The organism is Pediococcus sp. AC40 (assembly GCF_030252485.1).
GTDB classification, from domain to species: Bacteria; Bacillota; Bacilli; order Lactobacillales; family Lactobacillaceae; genus Pediococcus; species Pediococcus acidilactici.
In genome coordinates, this window is sequence record NZ_CP127012.1 from 791,552 (window position 1) to 808,139 (window position 16,588).

Below are 16,588 nucleotides of genomic sequence, written 5' to 3' on the forward strand. Positions count from 1 at the left end.
ATTAATGAAAGCGATTCTAAATCTATTTGTAGCGATTGCAACGCAACCAGCAATTTTAGTCGCATTAATTGCGATGACAGGACTATTGCTACAAAAGAAAAAAGCAACTGAAGTAGTTCAAGGAACTATCAAAACTTTTGCTGGGTTTTTGGTCTTAATTGGTGGTTCAGGGATCTTAAGTAATTCGTTGGCGCCGTTTGCAAGTATGTTTCAATCGGCCCTTCACGTACAAGGGGTGGTGCCAAGTAATGAAGCAGTTGTAGCGATTGCGTTAGTTAAGTATGGATCAACAACGGCGCTCATTATGTTAGTAGGAATGATTATAAATATTCTCTTAGCACGGTTCACCCGGTTTAAGTACATTTTCTTAACTGGACAAGCAATGCTTTATGTTTCTTGTTTAACTGCGGTAATTTTAATTTCAGCTAATTTAGGAAATGGTTGGCAAACGGTTATCTTAGGTGGCATTTTTGAAGGGACTTTATTAACGATTACCCCAGCACTTTGCCAACCCTTTATGAGAAAAATCACCGGTGGTGACACAGTTGCAATGGGGCACACCGGGAATATTGGATACGCAACTGCAGGATTGGTCGGAAAAATTTTTGGCAATAAAGAAAAGAGTACAGAAGACTTAAATATTCCTAAAGGACTAAGTTTTTTAAGAGATTCAACAGTTTCAATTACTTTATTGATGGGGATTGTGTACATTGCTTTAGCTATTGTAGCTGGTCCGCACTTTGTAGAAACTAAGCTAAGTGGCGGAACTAATTACATTATTTATGCATTAGTGCAAGCGGGAACTTTTGCAGCTGGATTTGTAGTGGTATTACAAGGTGTTCGGATGATTTTAGCTGAAATTGTTCCAGCCTTTCAAGGGATTGCCAAAAGCTTAGTGCCCAATTCTAAACCCGCACTAGATGTTCCAATCATTTTTCCTTACGCACCAAATGCTGTATTAATTGGCTTTTTTGTAAGCTTTATTGTAGGTACCTTAAGCATGTTTGTGATGATTGCCATGAAAACCACGGTAATTATTCCAGGAGTGGTTGGCCATTTCTTTTGTGGAGCAGCAGCAGCAATTTACGGTAATTCAGAAGGTGGACGGCGAGGTGCAATTTTAGGTGCTACTGTAAACGGTTTAATTATTAGTTGGTTACCGTTATTGATTTTACCAGTACTGGGCTCTTTAAAATTGGCGGCATCTACTTTTGCAGACACAGATTATTTAGTACCCGGAATTCTATTAGGAAAACTAGGTAGCTTAGGAACGATGGCAGTAGTTACTGGAATTATTTTATTTTTCTTAATAGTACTAGTAACCAGCGTAATTTTAAATCAGCGAGATAAGACATCAGATTACAGGAATGTTGGGGGAAGAAGAAAGTGTTTACTAAAAAAGATATTGACGCGGTTAACGCAATTCGTTTTCTAAGCGCAGACATGATTGAAAAGGCGCAAAGCGGACACCCAGGTTTGCCGATTGACGCGGCACCCATGGCTTACACATTATGGGAGAAGTTCTTACAATTTAACCCACAAGATCCGAAATGGATTAATCGAGATCGCTTTGTTCTAAGCGCGGGCCATGGATCGGCAATGCTTTATAGTTTATTACATTTGAATGGCTTTGATTTACCGCTAACTGAATTGAAAAAGTTCCGAAAGCTTGGCTCTAGAACTCCAGGACATCCAGAATATGGGATGACGGCCGGTGTAGATGCAACCACCGGCCCGTTAGGACAAGGCTTAGGGATGGCAGTTGGGATGGCAATGGCAGAACGCCACTTAGCAGCGTTGGTTAATCGCCCAGGTTACCCAGTTTTCAACCACTTCACGTACGCTTTAGTTGGTGATGGGGATCTAATGGAAGGGGTTAGTCAGGAAGCTATTAACATTGCAGGCCAAAAACAGCTCAATAAATTAATTGTTTTGTACGATTCTAATGACGTTTCGCTTGATGGACCTTTGAGTTTAAGTGCTAACGAAAACGTCGCGCAGCGTTTTAAAGCTGCTAACTGGAATTACCAAAAAGTTACCGACGGCAATGATCTGGCTGGGTTGCAACAAGCGTTACAGCAAGCCCAAACTAGCGACCGACCAACCTTGATTGAAGTTAAAACGATAATCGGATATGGTACCCCGGAAAGCGGGACGAATAAGGTACATGGAAATGCCTTAGGAAAGGCTAATTTGGCAGCGATGCGCCAATTTTATCATTGGCAAGCGGCGCCGTTTGAGATTGCCCCAGAAATTTACCAACATTATCAAGAACAGGTAGCTAAAAAGCAAACGGCCTACCAAGCCTGGCAAACGATGTTCCAAGAATATCAAACAGAGTTTCCAGAAGTTTACCGCCAATTTCAAGATGCGCGCTTAGATACGACCAAGCTTAATTTAGATGACCCGGCATGGCAGGAGCCCATGGCAACTCGAACGAGTAATTCTAAAATCATGCAACAGGTTGCCGACCAGAATGTGCAATTATGGGGCGGATCAGCAGATTTGTATTCTTCAAATAATACTCACCTTGATGATTCGAAGGCGTTTGATGCGTTACACCCTGAACAACGCAATGTTTATTTCGGGGTGCGCGAATTTGGCATGGCAACTGCGGTTAACGGGATTAACTTACATGGCAACACCCGGGCGTTTGGGAGCACGTTCTTTGTCTTTAGTGATTATCTCAAAGCGGCGATTCGCTTAGCGGCAATCCAGCAGATTCCAGCAGTATACATTTTCACGCACGACTCGATTGCGGTCGGCGAAGACGGACCAACTCATGAGCCGATTGAACAGCTAGCCGGATTACGATCCATTCCTAATGTGACGGTGATTCGCCCAGCCGATGCGCACGAAGTACTGGGCGCTTGGCAAAAGATTGGCCAAATTACTGATCAGCCAACGGTATTAGTGTTGACCCGCCAAAAAGTGCCGTTATTAGCGCAAACGCAGACTGATAAAGTGGCCTTCGGCGGCTACACACTCTCGCCAGCTGCCACTGCCAATCCGGATGGAATCTTGGTTGCAACAGGTTCGGAAGTCGCCTTAGCCCTACAGGCGCAACAAAAACTCGCCCAAGAAAAATTGAACGTGGCAGTAGTTTCCATGCCGAGCGTCGAGCTTTTCCAAGCTCAAAGTCCGGATTATCAAGCTCAAGTTCTTCCACCGAACGTGAAGGTAAAGCTAGGACTTGAAATGGGCAGTCGCAATGGTTTAGCCACAGTGGCGAGCGCGGTAATCGGAATTGATCACTTTGGGGCAAGCGGGAACGGCACGGAAGTAGTTCAACAAGCAGGCTTCACGGTAGATAACATTGTGGAACAATTTAAAGCAAAATTAGCAGAGGCGGAAATGAAATGATGGATGCAAATGATTTAACTATTAAGATTTATGAAGACGGCGCGGAAATTGAGAAAATGCGAGCTGCTAGTCAGCAGGCGTTCGTTAAGGGTTTTACTACGAACCCTTCGCTACTAAAACAAGCGGGAGTGACTGATTATTTAGCTTTTGCCCGCCAAGCAGTGGCAGAATTTCCAGAGCAGGAGTTTTCTTTCGAAGTTTTTAGTAACGAACCGCAAGAAATGTTGCGGGAAGCCCAAATCTTACATGATTTAGGTCCCCGAGTGTATGTAAAAGTACCGATTATTACTACAGCCGGAGAATCCACTGCGGACGTGATTAAAGAGCTATCGGCAGCGCATATTAACTTAAACATTACGGCAATCACCACGGTAGAACAGGTTGAAGTTGCCGAGCGTAATTTAGCACCAGGCACCCACAACTTAATTTCCATTTTTGTGGGACGGGTGGCTGACGCTGGGATTGATCCGCATCATTTGATTGAAAGCAGTGTGGAAATTACGAAGTCCCACCCAGAAGCATCCCTGTTATGGGCAAGTACGCGAGAAGTGTACAACGTCTTTGAAGCACAACAGATGGGGGTGGATATTATTACGGTACCACCGGCTTTAATTACGAAGTTAAGTAAAACGGGTAAAGCAGCTTTAGAAATTTCGGTGGATACGGTTAAAGGTTTCCAACGGGATATTGAGGAATCAGGATTGTCAATTTTATAGCCAGATTTTTTCTCAGACATTGTATTAACTATTGTCTGAGATTTTGTGTATGTTAATTAGTGAATAGCATGGGTGAATATATGTTGGAATTAAATAATTCGGAAACTAAAGTATTAGAAGCACTTTTAAAAAACAATGTCTTGTATTCAATAAAAGATTTAGCAACCGAAACTAAATTATCAAATCGAGCAATATATTACAACGTTGCTAACCTTTCAAAAAAGCTGATGGTAAATAATATTGAACCGCCGCGCAATATTCGCGGAAGGGGATATTATTTGCCTGAGGAAAGTAAGCGCCTTTTAAAAAACAATTATTACAGTGATAAATTACTAATTCTAGACGCCCATTCTCGTCGAATCTTCTTGATTTTTTTAATGTTAACTGAGTCAAGTTTCAATACATTAGCTAAGATGGCGGAGATTTTAGAAGTTTCTAGGAATACTATTGTACATGATCAAAAGATAATTACAGTTTTTTTGAAAAAGTACCATTTAACGGTGATTGGCAACCGAAAGGGTCATTTTATTTCAGGAAATGAAGTAGATATTCGGTATTTTTTACAAAACAATAGCGTAAAGATTGCAACTGTTTTAGCAGAAGTAAGTAAGCAAAAGGGCGACTTTGACGAAATTCGTTCCATAATGAACTTAAGAAGTGTCATTGAAAGTTGGCTGGAAAGTATTGAACAGCGTAGTTTTTTAAATTTTACTGACGATGGGAAAAAACATCTAGAAAATTTTTATATGCTAGTTTTAAATCGAATCTTACGAGGACACATATTACAATCAGGTGAGATGTTTACGTCTGGAATGGATTACCATCATTTACGAAAACAAAATGAATTTATGATGGCAAAAGAATTGCTAACAAAATTAGGATTGGACTTAAGAGCAAAGTATGAAGAAGAGGTCTATTTTTTAGAAAGTATGTTATTAGGGACGCCTAAAAATGAGATTGGTTTTAGTGGAGAAAGCGATGTTAAAAATACGCTAAAGAAGGTTACTAAAGAGATAGTAGATAATTTTAAGAAGCTAAGCGGAATGAATTCAAATAATGAAAGCCAATTACTAAACGATCTTTACACGCATTTGGTTTCAACTTTTTACCGTGTTAAATATAACCACCAATATCAAGATGGATTAGTTACACAGATAAAAAGTAAGTATTTTAACGTTTACACATATACCAAAATGTCTTTACAACCATTTGAAAAATTAAATGTTGGACATTTGAACGAAAATGAAATTTCGTTGATTGCAATTTATTTTGGTTCACAGATGGTTAGGCAAGCTAAGCAAGGTACGGTCCTTTTAGTTTGTTCTACGGGGTTGGGTACTTCGAGACTGCTTAAAGAAGAAATACTTGCTCATTTTCCTGATGTTAATGTCATCGGTCCGATTACTAAAAGTGAATATAACAATATCCAAACTGATGATTATCCACTCATAATTACAACTACCCCTTTAAATAGCCAGCCAAGTAATAAAGTGATTCTACTTTCTCCAATTCTAACGCAGAGAGATTTGATTTTATTGCAAAAGTTATTTGTAGAGAGAGGGATTTTGCAAACTAACTCTAAGTTTAATGAAAGCAAGTTTGCGGCACTGATGGATGTTATTAATGACACAGCAATTATTCGCGATCCAGTAAAATTAAGTGAGGGAATCAAAGAAATTTTAGCAACGGATACTGAGAAAAGACAAAAGATTATTAAAAATACTTACCCAAAACTAAGTGAACTAATTACTAAAGACACTACTAGCTTTGTTGATGGTCAGGACTTAAATTGGCAAGCTGCTATTGAGTTAGCAGCTAAACCACTAAGTAAAAATAATCAAATAAGCCATACCTATGTTGAAGCCATGATTAATAATGTTATTCAAAATGGTCCCTATATTAACATTGGCAGAATGGTGGCATTTGCACATGCTAAAACTGAAGATGGGGTAATTAGCTTAGGAATGTCTCTCTTGCATCTAAAAGAACCGATTTCGTTAGTTGACAAACAACATCCGATTAAATTGGTTTTTGTTTTAGCAGCTGTTGACCAAGAATCACATGTTAATGCAATGGCTGAATTGGCAGCACTTCTGAGGGACGAGGAGAAACTAGATCGATTGCTTGACGCTAAAAATTTTGAGAAGATTGCACAGATTATTCGTAGTGTGGAAAATTCTTAAAAGAATAGGATACGTTTAAGCTGTTTTAAATGTCCAAAGAAATCATTTCGTTTAACGACGAACTGGTTTCTTTTTGATTTCAAATAAAAATTAAATGAAGATTTACCTTCTTGAATGTCGCCAATTCCAATATTTAATGATAAAGTTTTACTTGAGTGTTACTGTGGTTATGTATTAATTAGAGTACATTAGTAAAGAAGATAATTTGTATATAGTGAAAATGAGTAACTAAGAGGGGGTAGCCCATGGCAGCAACGTTAAAGGATATTGCGGATCGAGTTGGAGTATCGTTAGCAACCGTATCACGAGTGCTAAATAAAGATACATCACTTTCAGTCGGCAATGAAACGAGACAACGAATTTTAGACGCCGCCGAGGCATTACATTATTCAAAAAACAAACGGCATACTAATTCAACCGCCAGAAAGCGCCTAGCAATTGTTCAGTGGTATTCGGAAACGGAAGAACAAGACGACTTGTATTACATGTCGATCAGAATGGGAATTGAACAACGTGGGCAGGATAACCAATTTGAAGTAACCCGGATTTTTCAAAACAATCTCCAAGAGTTGGGACCGGATTTTGATGCAGTAATTGCGGTGGGAAAATTTAGTGAGCCACAGGTTAAAGAACTTGCCGCCGTTACGGGAAACTTGGTTTTTGTAGATGATGATCAATTTGCGGCTGGTTTCGATAGCGTAATTACTGATTTTCAGTTGGCGACAGAAAGAGTGGTCGACTATTTTTGGCAACGCGGTGTCAAGGACATCGGAATTATTCATGGTGCTGAAATGACTACCGACCATCAGTTGACCGTGACCGATCGGCGAATGCTGGGATTCCAGGCCGCAATGGAGAAGCGGGGTGCTTTTGAGCCTAAATTTGTATTTGAAGGTGACTATACCAGCGATTCTGGTTTCAAAATGATGCAAAAGGCAATCGACACGCTTGGTGATCAACTTCCAACGGCTTTTTTTGTGGCTAATGATCCCATGGCGGCGGGTGCCTTGAAAGCACTTCAGGCCAATGGAATTGAAGTGCCAAAACGGGTCAAAATTTTTAGCTTTAACAATACTTCGCTGGCAACGTATGTTTATCCCGAGTTAAGTGCAGTCAATGTGGATACCGAATTAATGGGGGCCACGGCTGTGAATTTAGTGATGAGTCGCTTGACGGGGCGCACAACTACTCAACGGGTTGAACTCGATACAAAACTAGTTGAACGGGCTAGTACAAAATAACTTTTCATGGAAAATATTTGTGGAAGTCGCATCGTTATTAGATAAGCTGATCTAGTAATTGTGGGACTTTTTATTTTAACTAAAATATTTACTCAATCTATAGCACAATTTGGTATACTGAACTTGAAAGCGGTTTAATTAATTTGGAGGTGTCACAATATTGGAAACTAAAAAAGAAGTATTTGATCAATTTGAGGGTCAAGATGTAATGCGCTATACGTTAATCAACGACCAACAAACGCGAATTTCAGTTTTGAGCTATGGTGGAACGTGGCAAGAATTTGTGGTTAATGAAAATGGTGTTGAGCGCCCATTAATTTGGGGATTGGATAGCATGGCGGATTATCAACGAGTTGGTTACTGCCTTTGCCAATCAGTTGGACGAGTTGCGGGACGCATTGGTGGGGCTAAATTTAAAATTGATGGCCAAGAATATCAAGTTGATATGAATGAACAAACGCACTCGCTACATGGCGGTAATCATGGTTTTAATACGTTAAATTTTGCCGGAAAATTTAGTAAGAGTGCCGATAGTGTCAGCGTGATTTTGTCGAAGCACATTAAAGCAACTGACGATAACTATCCGGGAAACCTCGATGTAGAAATTAAGTTTACTTTAGATAACCAAAATCAAGTTACGATCGCCTTCACGGGGGATACGGACGCTGCCACCCTGTTTAATCCTACCAATCATGTTTACTGGAATACCACGGACGACCGGGAAAGCTTAGGTAAACAATGGTTACAAATTACGAGCGCAGCCCATCTTGAGTTTGACCAAGAAAAGGTGCCTACCGGTAAAAAAATTGCAGTTAAGGACACTGCTTATGACTTTAACCAACCTAAGTCGGTTGAAAATGCTTTACAACAATTAAAAAACGAAAACGACGGGATTGAATTTGATGATGCTTACGAAGTTAACCCGAGCGCGACCACTCCAATTGCAATGATTGGGGACACTGATGGTAAACGGCAAATTAAACTTTATTCCGACCGCAACGGTTTGGTTGTTTACACGGCTAACCCATTTGATCCGGATAAAGAAGCTGCTCATGAGTACAACGCCTTGGCGACTGAAGCACAAACTTTACCAGATGCAATTAACCATTCTGATTTTGGCGACGTTATTTTACGTCCAGGTCAACCAATTACTAACACGATTCGTTACCAATATGAACGTTTGGGTTAAGGCAGGGTCTAGTTGGTTACCCAGAAGTCTTAGTTACATTTAAATTTGAAATAATTATTGTTTTAGGAACGGATTATCTGGTGCATTTTTAATCCGTTAAATTTAATAGGGGGCTGTTTGAGAATGGTTAAATTCTTAAACAGCTCGCTATTTTTTTGCTAAATTTTTAGTAGTCAATCCCTAAAAAATTGTTTAAAAGCGCGAGGTAAAACTACGCAAAATATATTAAAAGTTTCGAAATTAAGACCTGAAGTGGTTGGAAAGGCTGTTTTATAAGGCTTGGTAATGGAGGGTGGAAAAATCATTTCAAGATTAATCTAATAAAATAATTAAGCAAATTTTACTAAAAATATATTGACATCTCTTCTGGAAACGATTACATTTAGTGCATAGATAATTAAAGGAGATTTGATAGAGATTATGGATGCAGAAGTTAAACAAAGTAAGGGTCGTAAGATCACTTCACGACTAGCTTACTCATTTGGTGCATTTGGTCATGATGCATTTTATGCAACACTTTCGACATATTTTATTATGTTTGTAACCTCCCATTTATTTGATAAAAGTAGTGGGGCACAAGGTACAAAGATGATCGCGTATATTACGATGATTATCGCGGTATTACGTTTCGTCGAACTGGCCATTGATCCGCTGATCGGAAATGCGATTGATAATACTAATTCACGCTGGGGACATTTTAAGCCGTGGATTGTGATCGGTGGGACAATCGGTTCGGTTGTTTTAGCGCTTTTATTTACCAGTTTAGGAGGATTGAACACTTCCAACCCAATTTTGTACTTGATCGTTTTTGCTATTTTATATATCACGATGGATATTTTTTATTCCTTCAAAGACGTTGGATTCTGGTCAATGATTCCTGCCATTTCATTTGATTCGGCAGAACGTGAAAAGACGGCAACCTATGCTCGGGTTGGTTCCAATATCGGACAAAACATCGTTGGTGTCGTCGTTATGCCAATCGTTTTAATGTTTTCAACGAAGGCTAACAGCGGCCAGGGTGATAATCGCGGCTGGATGGCCTTTGGGATTATCATCGCTGCGGTTGCCTTAATTTCAGCCTTTGCGGTAGCGATTGGAACTAAAGAAAACGATTCGGAATTACGTAAAAATACTGAAAAAACTACGTTCAAAGAAGTTTTCAAAGTGTTGGCCCGTAACGACCAGTTGATGTGGTTATCTTTAACTTACGGAATTTACACTGCCGGAATGGCAATTACCAACTCACTTGAACTTTATTACTTTACTTACATTTTAGGCGACGCTTCGAAGTTTACGTTGCTTGGTTCGTTAAATGCCATTATTGGGGTCTTCGCCGTATTGGCCTTTCCTCCATTGGCAAAGAAATTTAGCCGTCGGAAAGTTTTCTTCTTAGCAATTTCAGTTATGGTGATTGCGTTGGCAATGTTTGCCTTTGCGGGTCAATCATTACCAATGATTTTAACCGCTGCCGTGCTATTCTATATTCCACAACCACTGATTTTCTTGGTTGTTTTGATGGTACTCAGTGATTCTGTTGAATACGGACAATTGAAATTTGGTCACCGGGATGAATCGTTGACGTTATCCGTGCGGCCATTACTTGATAAATTAGGTGGAGCTATTTCAAATGGTGTCGTTGGTTTAACAGCTGTTTGGGCTGGAATGACTGCTGGCGCAACAGCTGGTGACGTTACTTCCCATGGACAAGCAATTTTTAAATTGATGATGCTAGGAGTTCCTGCAGTAATGATTTTAACCGGAGCATTCATCTTCTTTAAGAAAGTTAAGTTAGATGAAAAGATGCACGCCCAAATCGTTGATGAACTCGAAAAAACTTGGTCAAAACATTTGGAAACGGATGAAACTCCTGCAGAAATCGAAACAAACTCTGAAGTAACCATTTACCATAGTCCCGTTGCTGGGAAACTGATCAGCTTAGATGAAGTTGCAGACAAGACCTTTGCCAGCGGTAGCATGGGGAAGGGATTTGCAATTCAACCAACGGACGGTCGGGTTTTGGCGCCGTTTGATGGCGAAGTGGTTGCAACCTTCCCAACTCGGCACGCAATTGGCCTTCGCTCTGATCAAGGGATTCTAACCTTAATTCATATCGGAATTGGTACCGTTAACATGCGAGGAACTGGTTTCGTTCAGTACGTTGAAGAAGGCGATCACGTTAAACAAGGCGAAGAGTTGATTGAATTCTGGCAACCGGCAATTAAAAAAGCTGGACTTGACGATACCGTAATGGTAGTCATCACCAACAAAGAAATGCCTGAATTTGAGTATCTCAAAGACATGGGCAACCTTGTTCAAGATAATGAAAACGTTTTGAAGTTATCGAATACGGAATTACCGGATTAAATTTTAGTTATAAGAAGAACTTCTCCATTTGAGGAAGTTCTTTTTTGTATGTCCCAAAGACGCTGTAAAAAATATTTCGATATATAGATTTGGTAGGGACCAAACGTGGGACAAAAGTCAATTTGTTCCGGTTAGCTGCAAAATAGCCATTATGCCCGAAACTGGCATAATGGCTATTTTTGCTTTAACATTCGCAAACTACCGACTTTTATTTAGAAAGGATATTGAAATCGAAATCAATGTCTTGGTCAGCGGGAATGTGGTAACGTTGTTCGACATCCGCACCCCAACTGTCGATCCCACCGACACCGCGAACTGCGCCGTATATGGAGAGCACGGTGCGCCTTGGTAATGGAAGCTCTTCGATGTGCATGGCATTTTCAAGTTCTGCGGCGGTATACGGTAAACAACTGAAGGCAAATGGCTTTTTGGTTTGGCTAAAAGTCAGGCTAAACGGTTGAGAATCAGGATCTGCATTGTTTTGGGTGGCTGAGCGGGTCACGGTTAGTTGACTGGTTTGCATGTGCATCCCGCATTCTTGAGGCACCAGGTAGGGGGTGACTGGTAATCCGGCAACGTGAAAATGTCCATGCGTTGCGCCTGCTAGCCGGTCGGGATAGGTTTCTCCCGAAAGCCCCGTATAATCAAAACTAGTGGCCGTCGTGGGCATAATAAAGCGTAGACCAAACGCCGGTAGTTCAGGCAAATCTGCCCGGCCGGTGAAATGAACCGCCACGTTAATATTACCGTCACTAGTAACGGTGTAAGTGATCGTTACCGAAGTACTTGGTACGGTCGGCGTGACCAAATGGTAGGTTAAGGCAACCTCATTTGCGTACTCCCGGTTAGTGTAACGATTATTAAACGGCGCGATGGGCAAGGGTTGTAGCGCCTGGCCATCAACCACTAGTTCAATTTTTTGACAAGTGGTGAACCGGTCGGCTGCGTACCATTGAGCTGCCTTAACGTCAAAACCATTTCCACGGTCGTTATCAGTAGTTGCCCGCCAGAATAACGGAGTCGGAGTGCGATAGAGCCATTCTTTATTATCAACCACTAAAGACTCGAGGCCCCCGCGCTCGTAGCTAAAAAGATAGTGAAAATTAGGGCCGGCCACTCCTAAACTGCCGTCACCATATATTACGTGTAATTGGCTATTTGTGTAATCCATAATAGTATTTCACCTCCTGCATTGCTGGTTTGGGTGTTCGATCAGCAAACAATAATCCATCTCCCGAAAACTCATAGTCAGAATGACGTTCATCGAAGTCACCGCCGTAACGAAGGACTTCTTGATTGGTTACCGGATCGTGAACCAAGAGGGCTTGGTCAATGAAATCCCAAATAAACCCGCCTTGGTACATTGGATACTGATCAATTAAGTCGTTATATGATTGCATGCCACCCAAAGAATTACCCATATCATGCATGTATTCACAGTTTAGGAAGGGTTTATCCGGGTTATTTTCTAGGTAACGCGCAATGTTAGCTGGGGTTTCGTACATCCGACTTTCCACGTCAGAAATGCGATCCCGAAATTCGGGCGCCCGGACTACCCCTTCATAATGAACTAGACGCGAAGAATCGTGTTCTTTATAGAAAGTTTGCATGGCTGCAATGTCTTCTCCCGCAAAGGATTCGTTACCGAGGGACCAGAAAATGATTGATGGATGATTTTTAAACCATTCGTAATTAGAACGGGCACGGTCAACCACGGCTGCTAACCAGCGGGGATTATCGCCGGGAACGTTATAAGAAGGCTCCACGGCGCCCATTTTTTGCCAGGAGCCGTGGGATTCCAAATTATTTTCGGCCATCACGTAAAGCCCGGCTTCGTCGCAAAGGTGATACCAGGGAAGCTGGTCCGGGTAATGGCAGGTTCGGACAGCGTTGATGTTGTTATCCAGCATAATCTGAATATCCTTGCGCATGTCATCCAGTGAAATGACTCGACCACTGTGAGCATTCCATTCGTGACGGTTAACCCCGTTGATAATTAGACGGTGGTTGTTAACGTAAATAACCTTGTCCTCGCGCAATTCCACTTTCCGAAAGCCGAATTGATAGGGAACCACTTCTAAGAGTTGGTGCTGATCATCATAAACTTTAATCAGTAATTGATATAAAGTCGGTGAGGTTGGTGACCAGAGTTTTAAGTTGTTGAAGGCAATCTTTTTAAATGAAACTTTACCAGTTCCCGTTTGGGTTTGCGTTGCTAGAAGCTGTTGATCTTGATCAGTCACGCTTAACTCTAAAGTAGCGTTAGTGCCAGAAACAGTAGCCTTAACCGTAAGGATGCCACTCTTAAAATCGGCGTTCACCTCGGGTTTAAGATCTAAATCAACAATGTGCGCATCGGGAAGGGCAAGTAAATTAACGTCCCGGAAAATCCCGGAAAAACGGTACATGTCTTGGTCTTCGATAAAGGAAGCGGTACTCCGTTTATAAACGCGCACGGCCAGGAGATTATCACGATCCTGAACGTAAGGGGTTAGATCGAATTCAGAAGGGGTAAAACTGTCTTCAGCATACCCAATAAAATGCCCGTTTAACCAAACGTAGAGGGCTTCCTCGACCCCTTGAAATTGAATGATAACCCGATGATTTTTAAAAGAATCGTCAAGGTCGAATTTTTTCAAGTATGAGCCAACACTGTTGTCGCTCGCGTCGCTAAATAAACCAGGTTCTAGTTGATCTTGATTAAGTGTGTACGGCGGGCGCCGATATATTTTACCCTCCCAGGGATACAAAGTATTGATATATTGGATTTGACTGTATCCGGCTAACTCGATGTGTCCGGGGACTTGGATGGTATCAAAGTCGGCATCATCAAAATTAGGTGAATAGAACTGGAGCGGGCGTTCGGATGGCGTCGAAGCAAAATGGAACCGCCAAGTCCCGTTAAGGCTTTTCACAAAGCTACTGCCGCGATTAAGTTCAGCTAAATTGCGGTAGTAATGATGATCGCTGTGGGCGGGAAGTTGGTTCACCCGAAAGACCTCAGGATCATCAAGCCATTGGAGGTTTGCTTGCATAATAAAACTCCTTTCGTAATTAAAAATAAAACGCTTACAACAAAATGATAGAACATAAAGTTAAGTTTGTATACATAGTTTTAGTTAAATTTTAACTAAAAATAATAGTTTCTTGGGGCTCAAAAAATGACTTCATCGGAAAAATTGGAGTTATTGGTGTTTTTGCGTAAAAACGCTACCATTTTCGTTTATAAAGGGTTAAGCGGGTGTTGACAAGTGAACTTTAAAGCTATATATTCAAGTTAATAAAATTTTAGTAAAACACGGAGGATACATATTATGAACGCAACCGACTTAAAGAAAGAATTTTCCGAAATTTTTGACACTAAGCCTGAAAGGGTTTTCTTCTCCCCGGGACGGATTAACTTAATTGGTGAACACACTGACTACAATGGTGGTCACGTATTCCCATGCGCAATCACAATCGGAACTTATGGTGTTTACGCACCCCGGACGGATAGTACGGTCAGAATGTACTCGGCTAATATTCCGGATTCAGGAGTAGTTACGTTTGACGTGAATAACTTGGAATATGACAAAGCAGCGGGTTGGACGAATTATCCAAAAGGGATGATGAACGAATTGGTTAAAACGGGAGCTAAGTTTGACCATGGATTTGACCTTTACGTACACGGCAACATGCCAGATGGTGCAGGTTTATCTTCCTCAGCTTCCATTGAATTATTGACCGGAGCAATTTTAAACACCGCTTTTAATTTAGGCGTTAGCCAATTAGACTTAGTCAAAATTGGCCAAAAGTGTGAAAATAACTACGTAGGGGTTAACTCTGGAATTATGGACCAATTCGCAGTTGGAATGGGTAAGCAAGAACAAGCGATTTTACTGGACACTAATACCTTAGATTATTCATACGCTCCAGTTAAGTTAGGCAATCACGTAATCGTAATTATGAATACGAACAAACGCCGTGAACTTGCGGACTCTAAATACAACGAACGCCGTTCAGAATGTGAAGAAGCGTTGCGTCGTTTGCAAACTAAGCTAGACATCAACTCTTTAGGTGACTTAACAAATGATGAATTTGACGAAGCAGCTTACTTAATTAACGATGAAACTTTAATCAAACGTGCTCGTCACGCCGTTTCTGAAAATCAAAGAACCATTCGGGCAGCTAAGGCGTTGGCAGACGACGATTTGAAGACGTTTGGTGACTTAGTTACGGCTTCCCATGTTTCACTCCACTTTGATTACGAAGTAACTGGTAAGGAACTAGATACTTTGGCAGAAGCAGCCTGGAAACAACCCGGCGTACTTGGAGCTCGGATGACCGGTGCTGGTTTTGGTGGTTGCGGTATTGCAATCGTGGAAAAAGACCAAGTAGAAGCTTTTAAGGAAAACGTGGGCAAAATTTATCGCGATAAAATCGGCTACGACGCTGACTTCTATATTGCAGAAGTTGCCGATGGACCTAAAGAACTTTAATACTAAAAGAATTTTAAGTGACGATTACGCATTGAGAGATTGAGGAGGAATTAGAATGGCTGTCTTAGTTTTAGGTGGTGCTGGTTATATTGGCTCACATGCAGTTGATCAATTGATTACGAAGGGTTACGACGTGGCGGTGGTTGACAACCTTGTTACCGGACACCGCGCAGCAGTAAACGACCAGGCTCGTTTTTACGAAGGAGATATCCGAGATACTGAATTTATGGATTCAGTTTTTACTAAAGAAGATGTGGAAGGCGTGATTCACTTTGCGGCCTTTTCAGTTGTCCCGGAATCAATGAAAAATCCTTTGAAATACTTCGATAACAATACTGCTGGAATGGTGAAGCTTCTCGAAGTAATGGCTAAGCACGGGGTGAAACGGATTGTATTTTCATCTACTGCGGCAACCTATGGTGAACCTAAGCGGGTGCCGATCCAAGAATCGGATCCCCAAGTGCCTACCAATCCATATGGTGAAAGTAAGTTAGCGATGGAAAAAATTATGCATTGGTCAGACATTGCCGACGGAATTAAGTTTGTCGCGTTACGCTACTTCAACGTGGCGGGGGCTAAACCAGACGGTAGCATTGGCGAAGACCACCATCCCGAGACCCACTTAGTACCAATTATTTTACAAGTGGCAGCTGGCGAACGCGACCAGTTACAAATCTTTGGGGACGATTACCCAACTGTTGACGGAACTAACGTGCGCGATTACGTTCACGTGGTTGACTTAGCAAATGCTCACATCTTGGCATTGGAATATCTCAAACAAGGTCATGATAGCGACGTATTTAACTTAGGATCGTCAACTGGTTTTTCAAATAAGCAGATGTTGGATGCCGCTCGTGAAGTAACCGGAAAAGAAATCCCTGCAGTTATGGCACCTAGACGTGCAGGTGACCCCAGCACCTTAGTAGCCGCTAGCGAAAAGGCCCGGAAAGTGCTCGGTTGGCAACCGCAATATGATGACGTTAAGGAAATTATTAAAACCGCTTGGAATTGGAAAGTAAGTCATCCCAAGGGTTACAATGATTGAGGAGGACAA

General features: G+C 41.4%; 11 protein-coding genes. 9 read left to right on the plus strand and 2 right to left on the minus strand.

From position 1 onward, the window contains the following. Nucleotides 1-4: 4 nt before the first annotated feature. The 7 genes from ulaA to NL111_RS03845 all read left to right on the plus strand — a co-directional run bounded on the left by ulaA (nucleotide 5) and on the right by NL111_RS03845 (nucleotide 11,056). Complete coding sequence (gene ulaA, locus NL111_RS03815) at nucleotides 5-1,435, plus strand: PTS ascorbate transporter subunit IIC (RefSeq protein WP_285110509.1); 1,431 nt, start codon at nucleotides 5-7, stop codon at nucleotides 1,433-1,435. After that, entirely contained in the window at nucleotides 1,387-3,363 is a 1,977-nt protein-coding gene (gene tkt / locus NL111_RS03820; RefSeq protein ID WP_285110510.1) for a transketolase, read from the plus strand. Before ulaA ends, tkt begins: the two co-directional genes overlap by 49 nt. Then, entirely contained in the window at nucleotides 3,360-4,079 is a 720-nt protein-coding gene (locus tag NL111_RS03825; protein ID WP_285110511.1) for a transaldolase, read from the plus strand. Before tkt ends, NL111_RS03825 begins: the two co-directional genes overlap by 4 nt. A gap of 68 nt (nucleotides 4,080-4,147) precedes the next feature. After that, on the plus strand, nucleotides 4,148-6,262 hold the full coding sequence (locus tag NL111_RS03830; protein ID WP_285110512.1) for a BglG family transcription antiterminator: 2,115 nt from the start codon (nucleotides 4,148-4,150) through the stop codon (nucleotides 6,260-6,262). Nucleotides 6,263-6,507: 245 nt separating this feature from the next. Then, the gene (locus NL111_RS03835; protein ID WP_285110513.1) at nucleotides 6,508-7,503 is read left to right on the plus strand and encodes a LacI family DNA-binding transcriptional regulator; all 996 of its coding nucleotides are present in this window, start codon (nucleotides 6,508-6,510) and stop codon (nucleotides 7,501-7,503) included. A gap of 160 nt (nucleotides 7,504-7,663) precedes the next feature. Continuing rightward, the gene (locus tag NL111_RS03840) at nucleotides 7,664-8,692 is read left to right on the plus strand and encodes an aldose epimerase family protein (RefSeq protein WP_285110514.1); all 1,029 of its coding nucleotides are present in this window, start codon (nucleotides 7,664-7,666) and stop codon (nucleotides 8,690-8,692) included. A 420-nt stretch (nucleotides 8,693-9,112) separates the two neighbouring features. Further along, entirely contained in the window at nucleotides 9,113-11,056 is a 1,944-nt protein-coding gene (locus tag NL111_RS03845) for a sugar MFS transporter (protein ID WP_002831314.1), read from the plus strand. Nucleotides 11,057-11,264: 208 nt separating this feature from the next. On the opposite strand, the gene NL111_RS03850 is transcribed toward NL111_RS03845, so the two are convergent. Together NL111_RS03850 and NL111_RS03855 are read right to left on the minus strand one after the other, a co-directional pair. Then, entirely contained in the window at nucleotides 11,265-12,227 is a 963-nt protein-coding gene (locus NL111_RS03850; protein ID WP_285110515.1) for a beta-galactosidase small subunit, read from the minus strand. After that, nucleotides 12,211-14,091: a glycoside hydrolase family 2 TIM barrel-domain containing protein gene (locus NL111_RS03855; protein ID WP_285110516.1), complete on the minus strand. Its 1,881-nt coding sequence runs from the start codon at nucleotides 14,089-14,091 to the stop codon at nucleotides 12,211-12,213. The genes NL111_RS03850 and NL111_RS03855 overlap by 17 nt, the downstream gene beginning before the upstream one ends. Nucleotides 14,092-14,370: 279 nt before the next feature. Here NL111_RS03855 and NL111_RS03860 point away from each other — a divergent pair, with 279 nt between their 5' ends. Both NL111_RS03860 and galE read left to right on the plus strand, forming a co-directional pair. Next, nucleotides 14,371-15,534 (plus strand): galactokinase, encoded by a 1,164-nt coding sequence (locus NL111_RS03860; RefSeq protein WP_002831319.1) that lies wholly within the window; start codon nucleotides 14,371-14,373, stop codon nucleotides 15,532-15,534. Between the two features lie 55 nt (nucleotides 15,535-15,589). Further along, on the plus strand, nucleotides 15,590-16,579 hold the full coding sequence (gene galE / locus NL111_RS03865) for a UDP-glucose 4-epimerase GalE (protein WP_285110517.1): 990 nt from the start codon (nucleotides 15,590-15,592) through the stop codon (nucleotides 16,577-16,579). The last annotated feature ends 9 nt before the right edge of the window (nucleotides 16,580-16,588 follow it).

What these genes read in the sequence shown, in the direction of transcription:
- ulaA (WP_285110509.1), top strand. Translation starts at nt 5, where the DNA reads ATGAAAGCGATTCTAAATCTATTTGTAGCGATTGCAACGCAACCAGCA.
- NL111_RS03825 (WP_285110511.1), top strand. Translation starts at nt 3,360, where the DNA reads ATGATGGATGCAAATGATTTAACTATTAAGATTTATGAAGACGGCGCG.
- NL111_RS03830 (WP_285110512.1), top strand. Translation starts at nt 4,148, where the DNA reads ATGGGTGAATATATGTTGGAATTAAATAATTCGGAAACTAAAGTATTA.
- NL111_RS03835 (WP_285110513.1), top strand. Translation starts at nt 6,508, where the DNA reads ATGGCAGCAACGTTAAAGGATATTGCGGATCGAGTTGGAGTATCGTTA.
- NL111_RS03845 (WP_002831314.1), top strand. Translation starts at nt 9,113, where the DNA reads ATGGATGCAGAAGTTAAACAAAGTAAGGGTCGTAAGATCACTTCACGA.
- NL111_RS03850 (WP_285110515.1), bottom strand. Translation starts at nt 12,227, where the DNA reads ATGGATTACACAAATAGCCAATTACACGTAATATATGGTGACGGCAGT.
- NL111_RS03855 (WP_285110516.1), bottom strand. Translation starts at nt 14,091, where the DNA reads ATGCAAGCAAACCTCCAATGGCTTGATGATCCTGAGGTCTTTCGGGTG.
- NL111_RS03860 (WP_002831319.1), top strand. Translation starts at nt 14,371, where the DNA reads ATGAACGCAACCGACTTAAAGAAAGAATTTTCCGAAATTTTTGACACT.
- galE (WP_285110517.1), top strand. Translation starts at nt 15,590, where the DNA reads ATGGCTGTCTTAGTTTTAGGTGGTGCTGGTTATATTGGCTCACATGCA.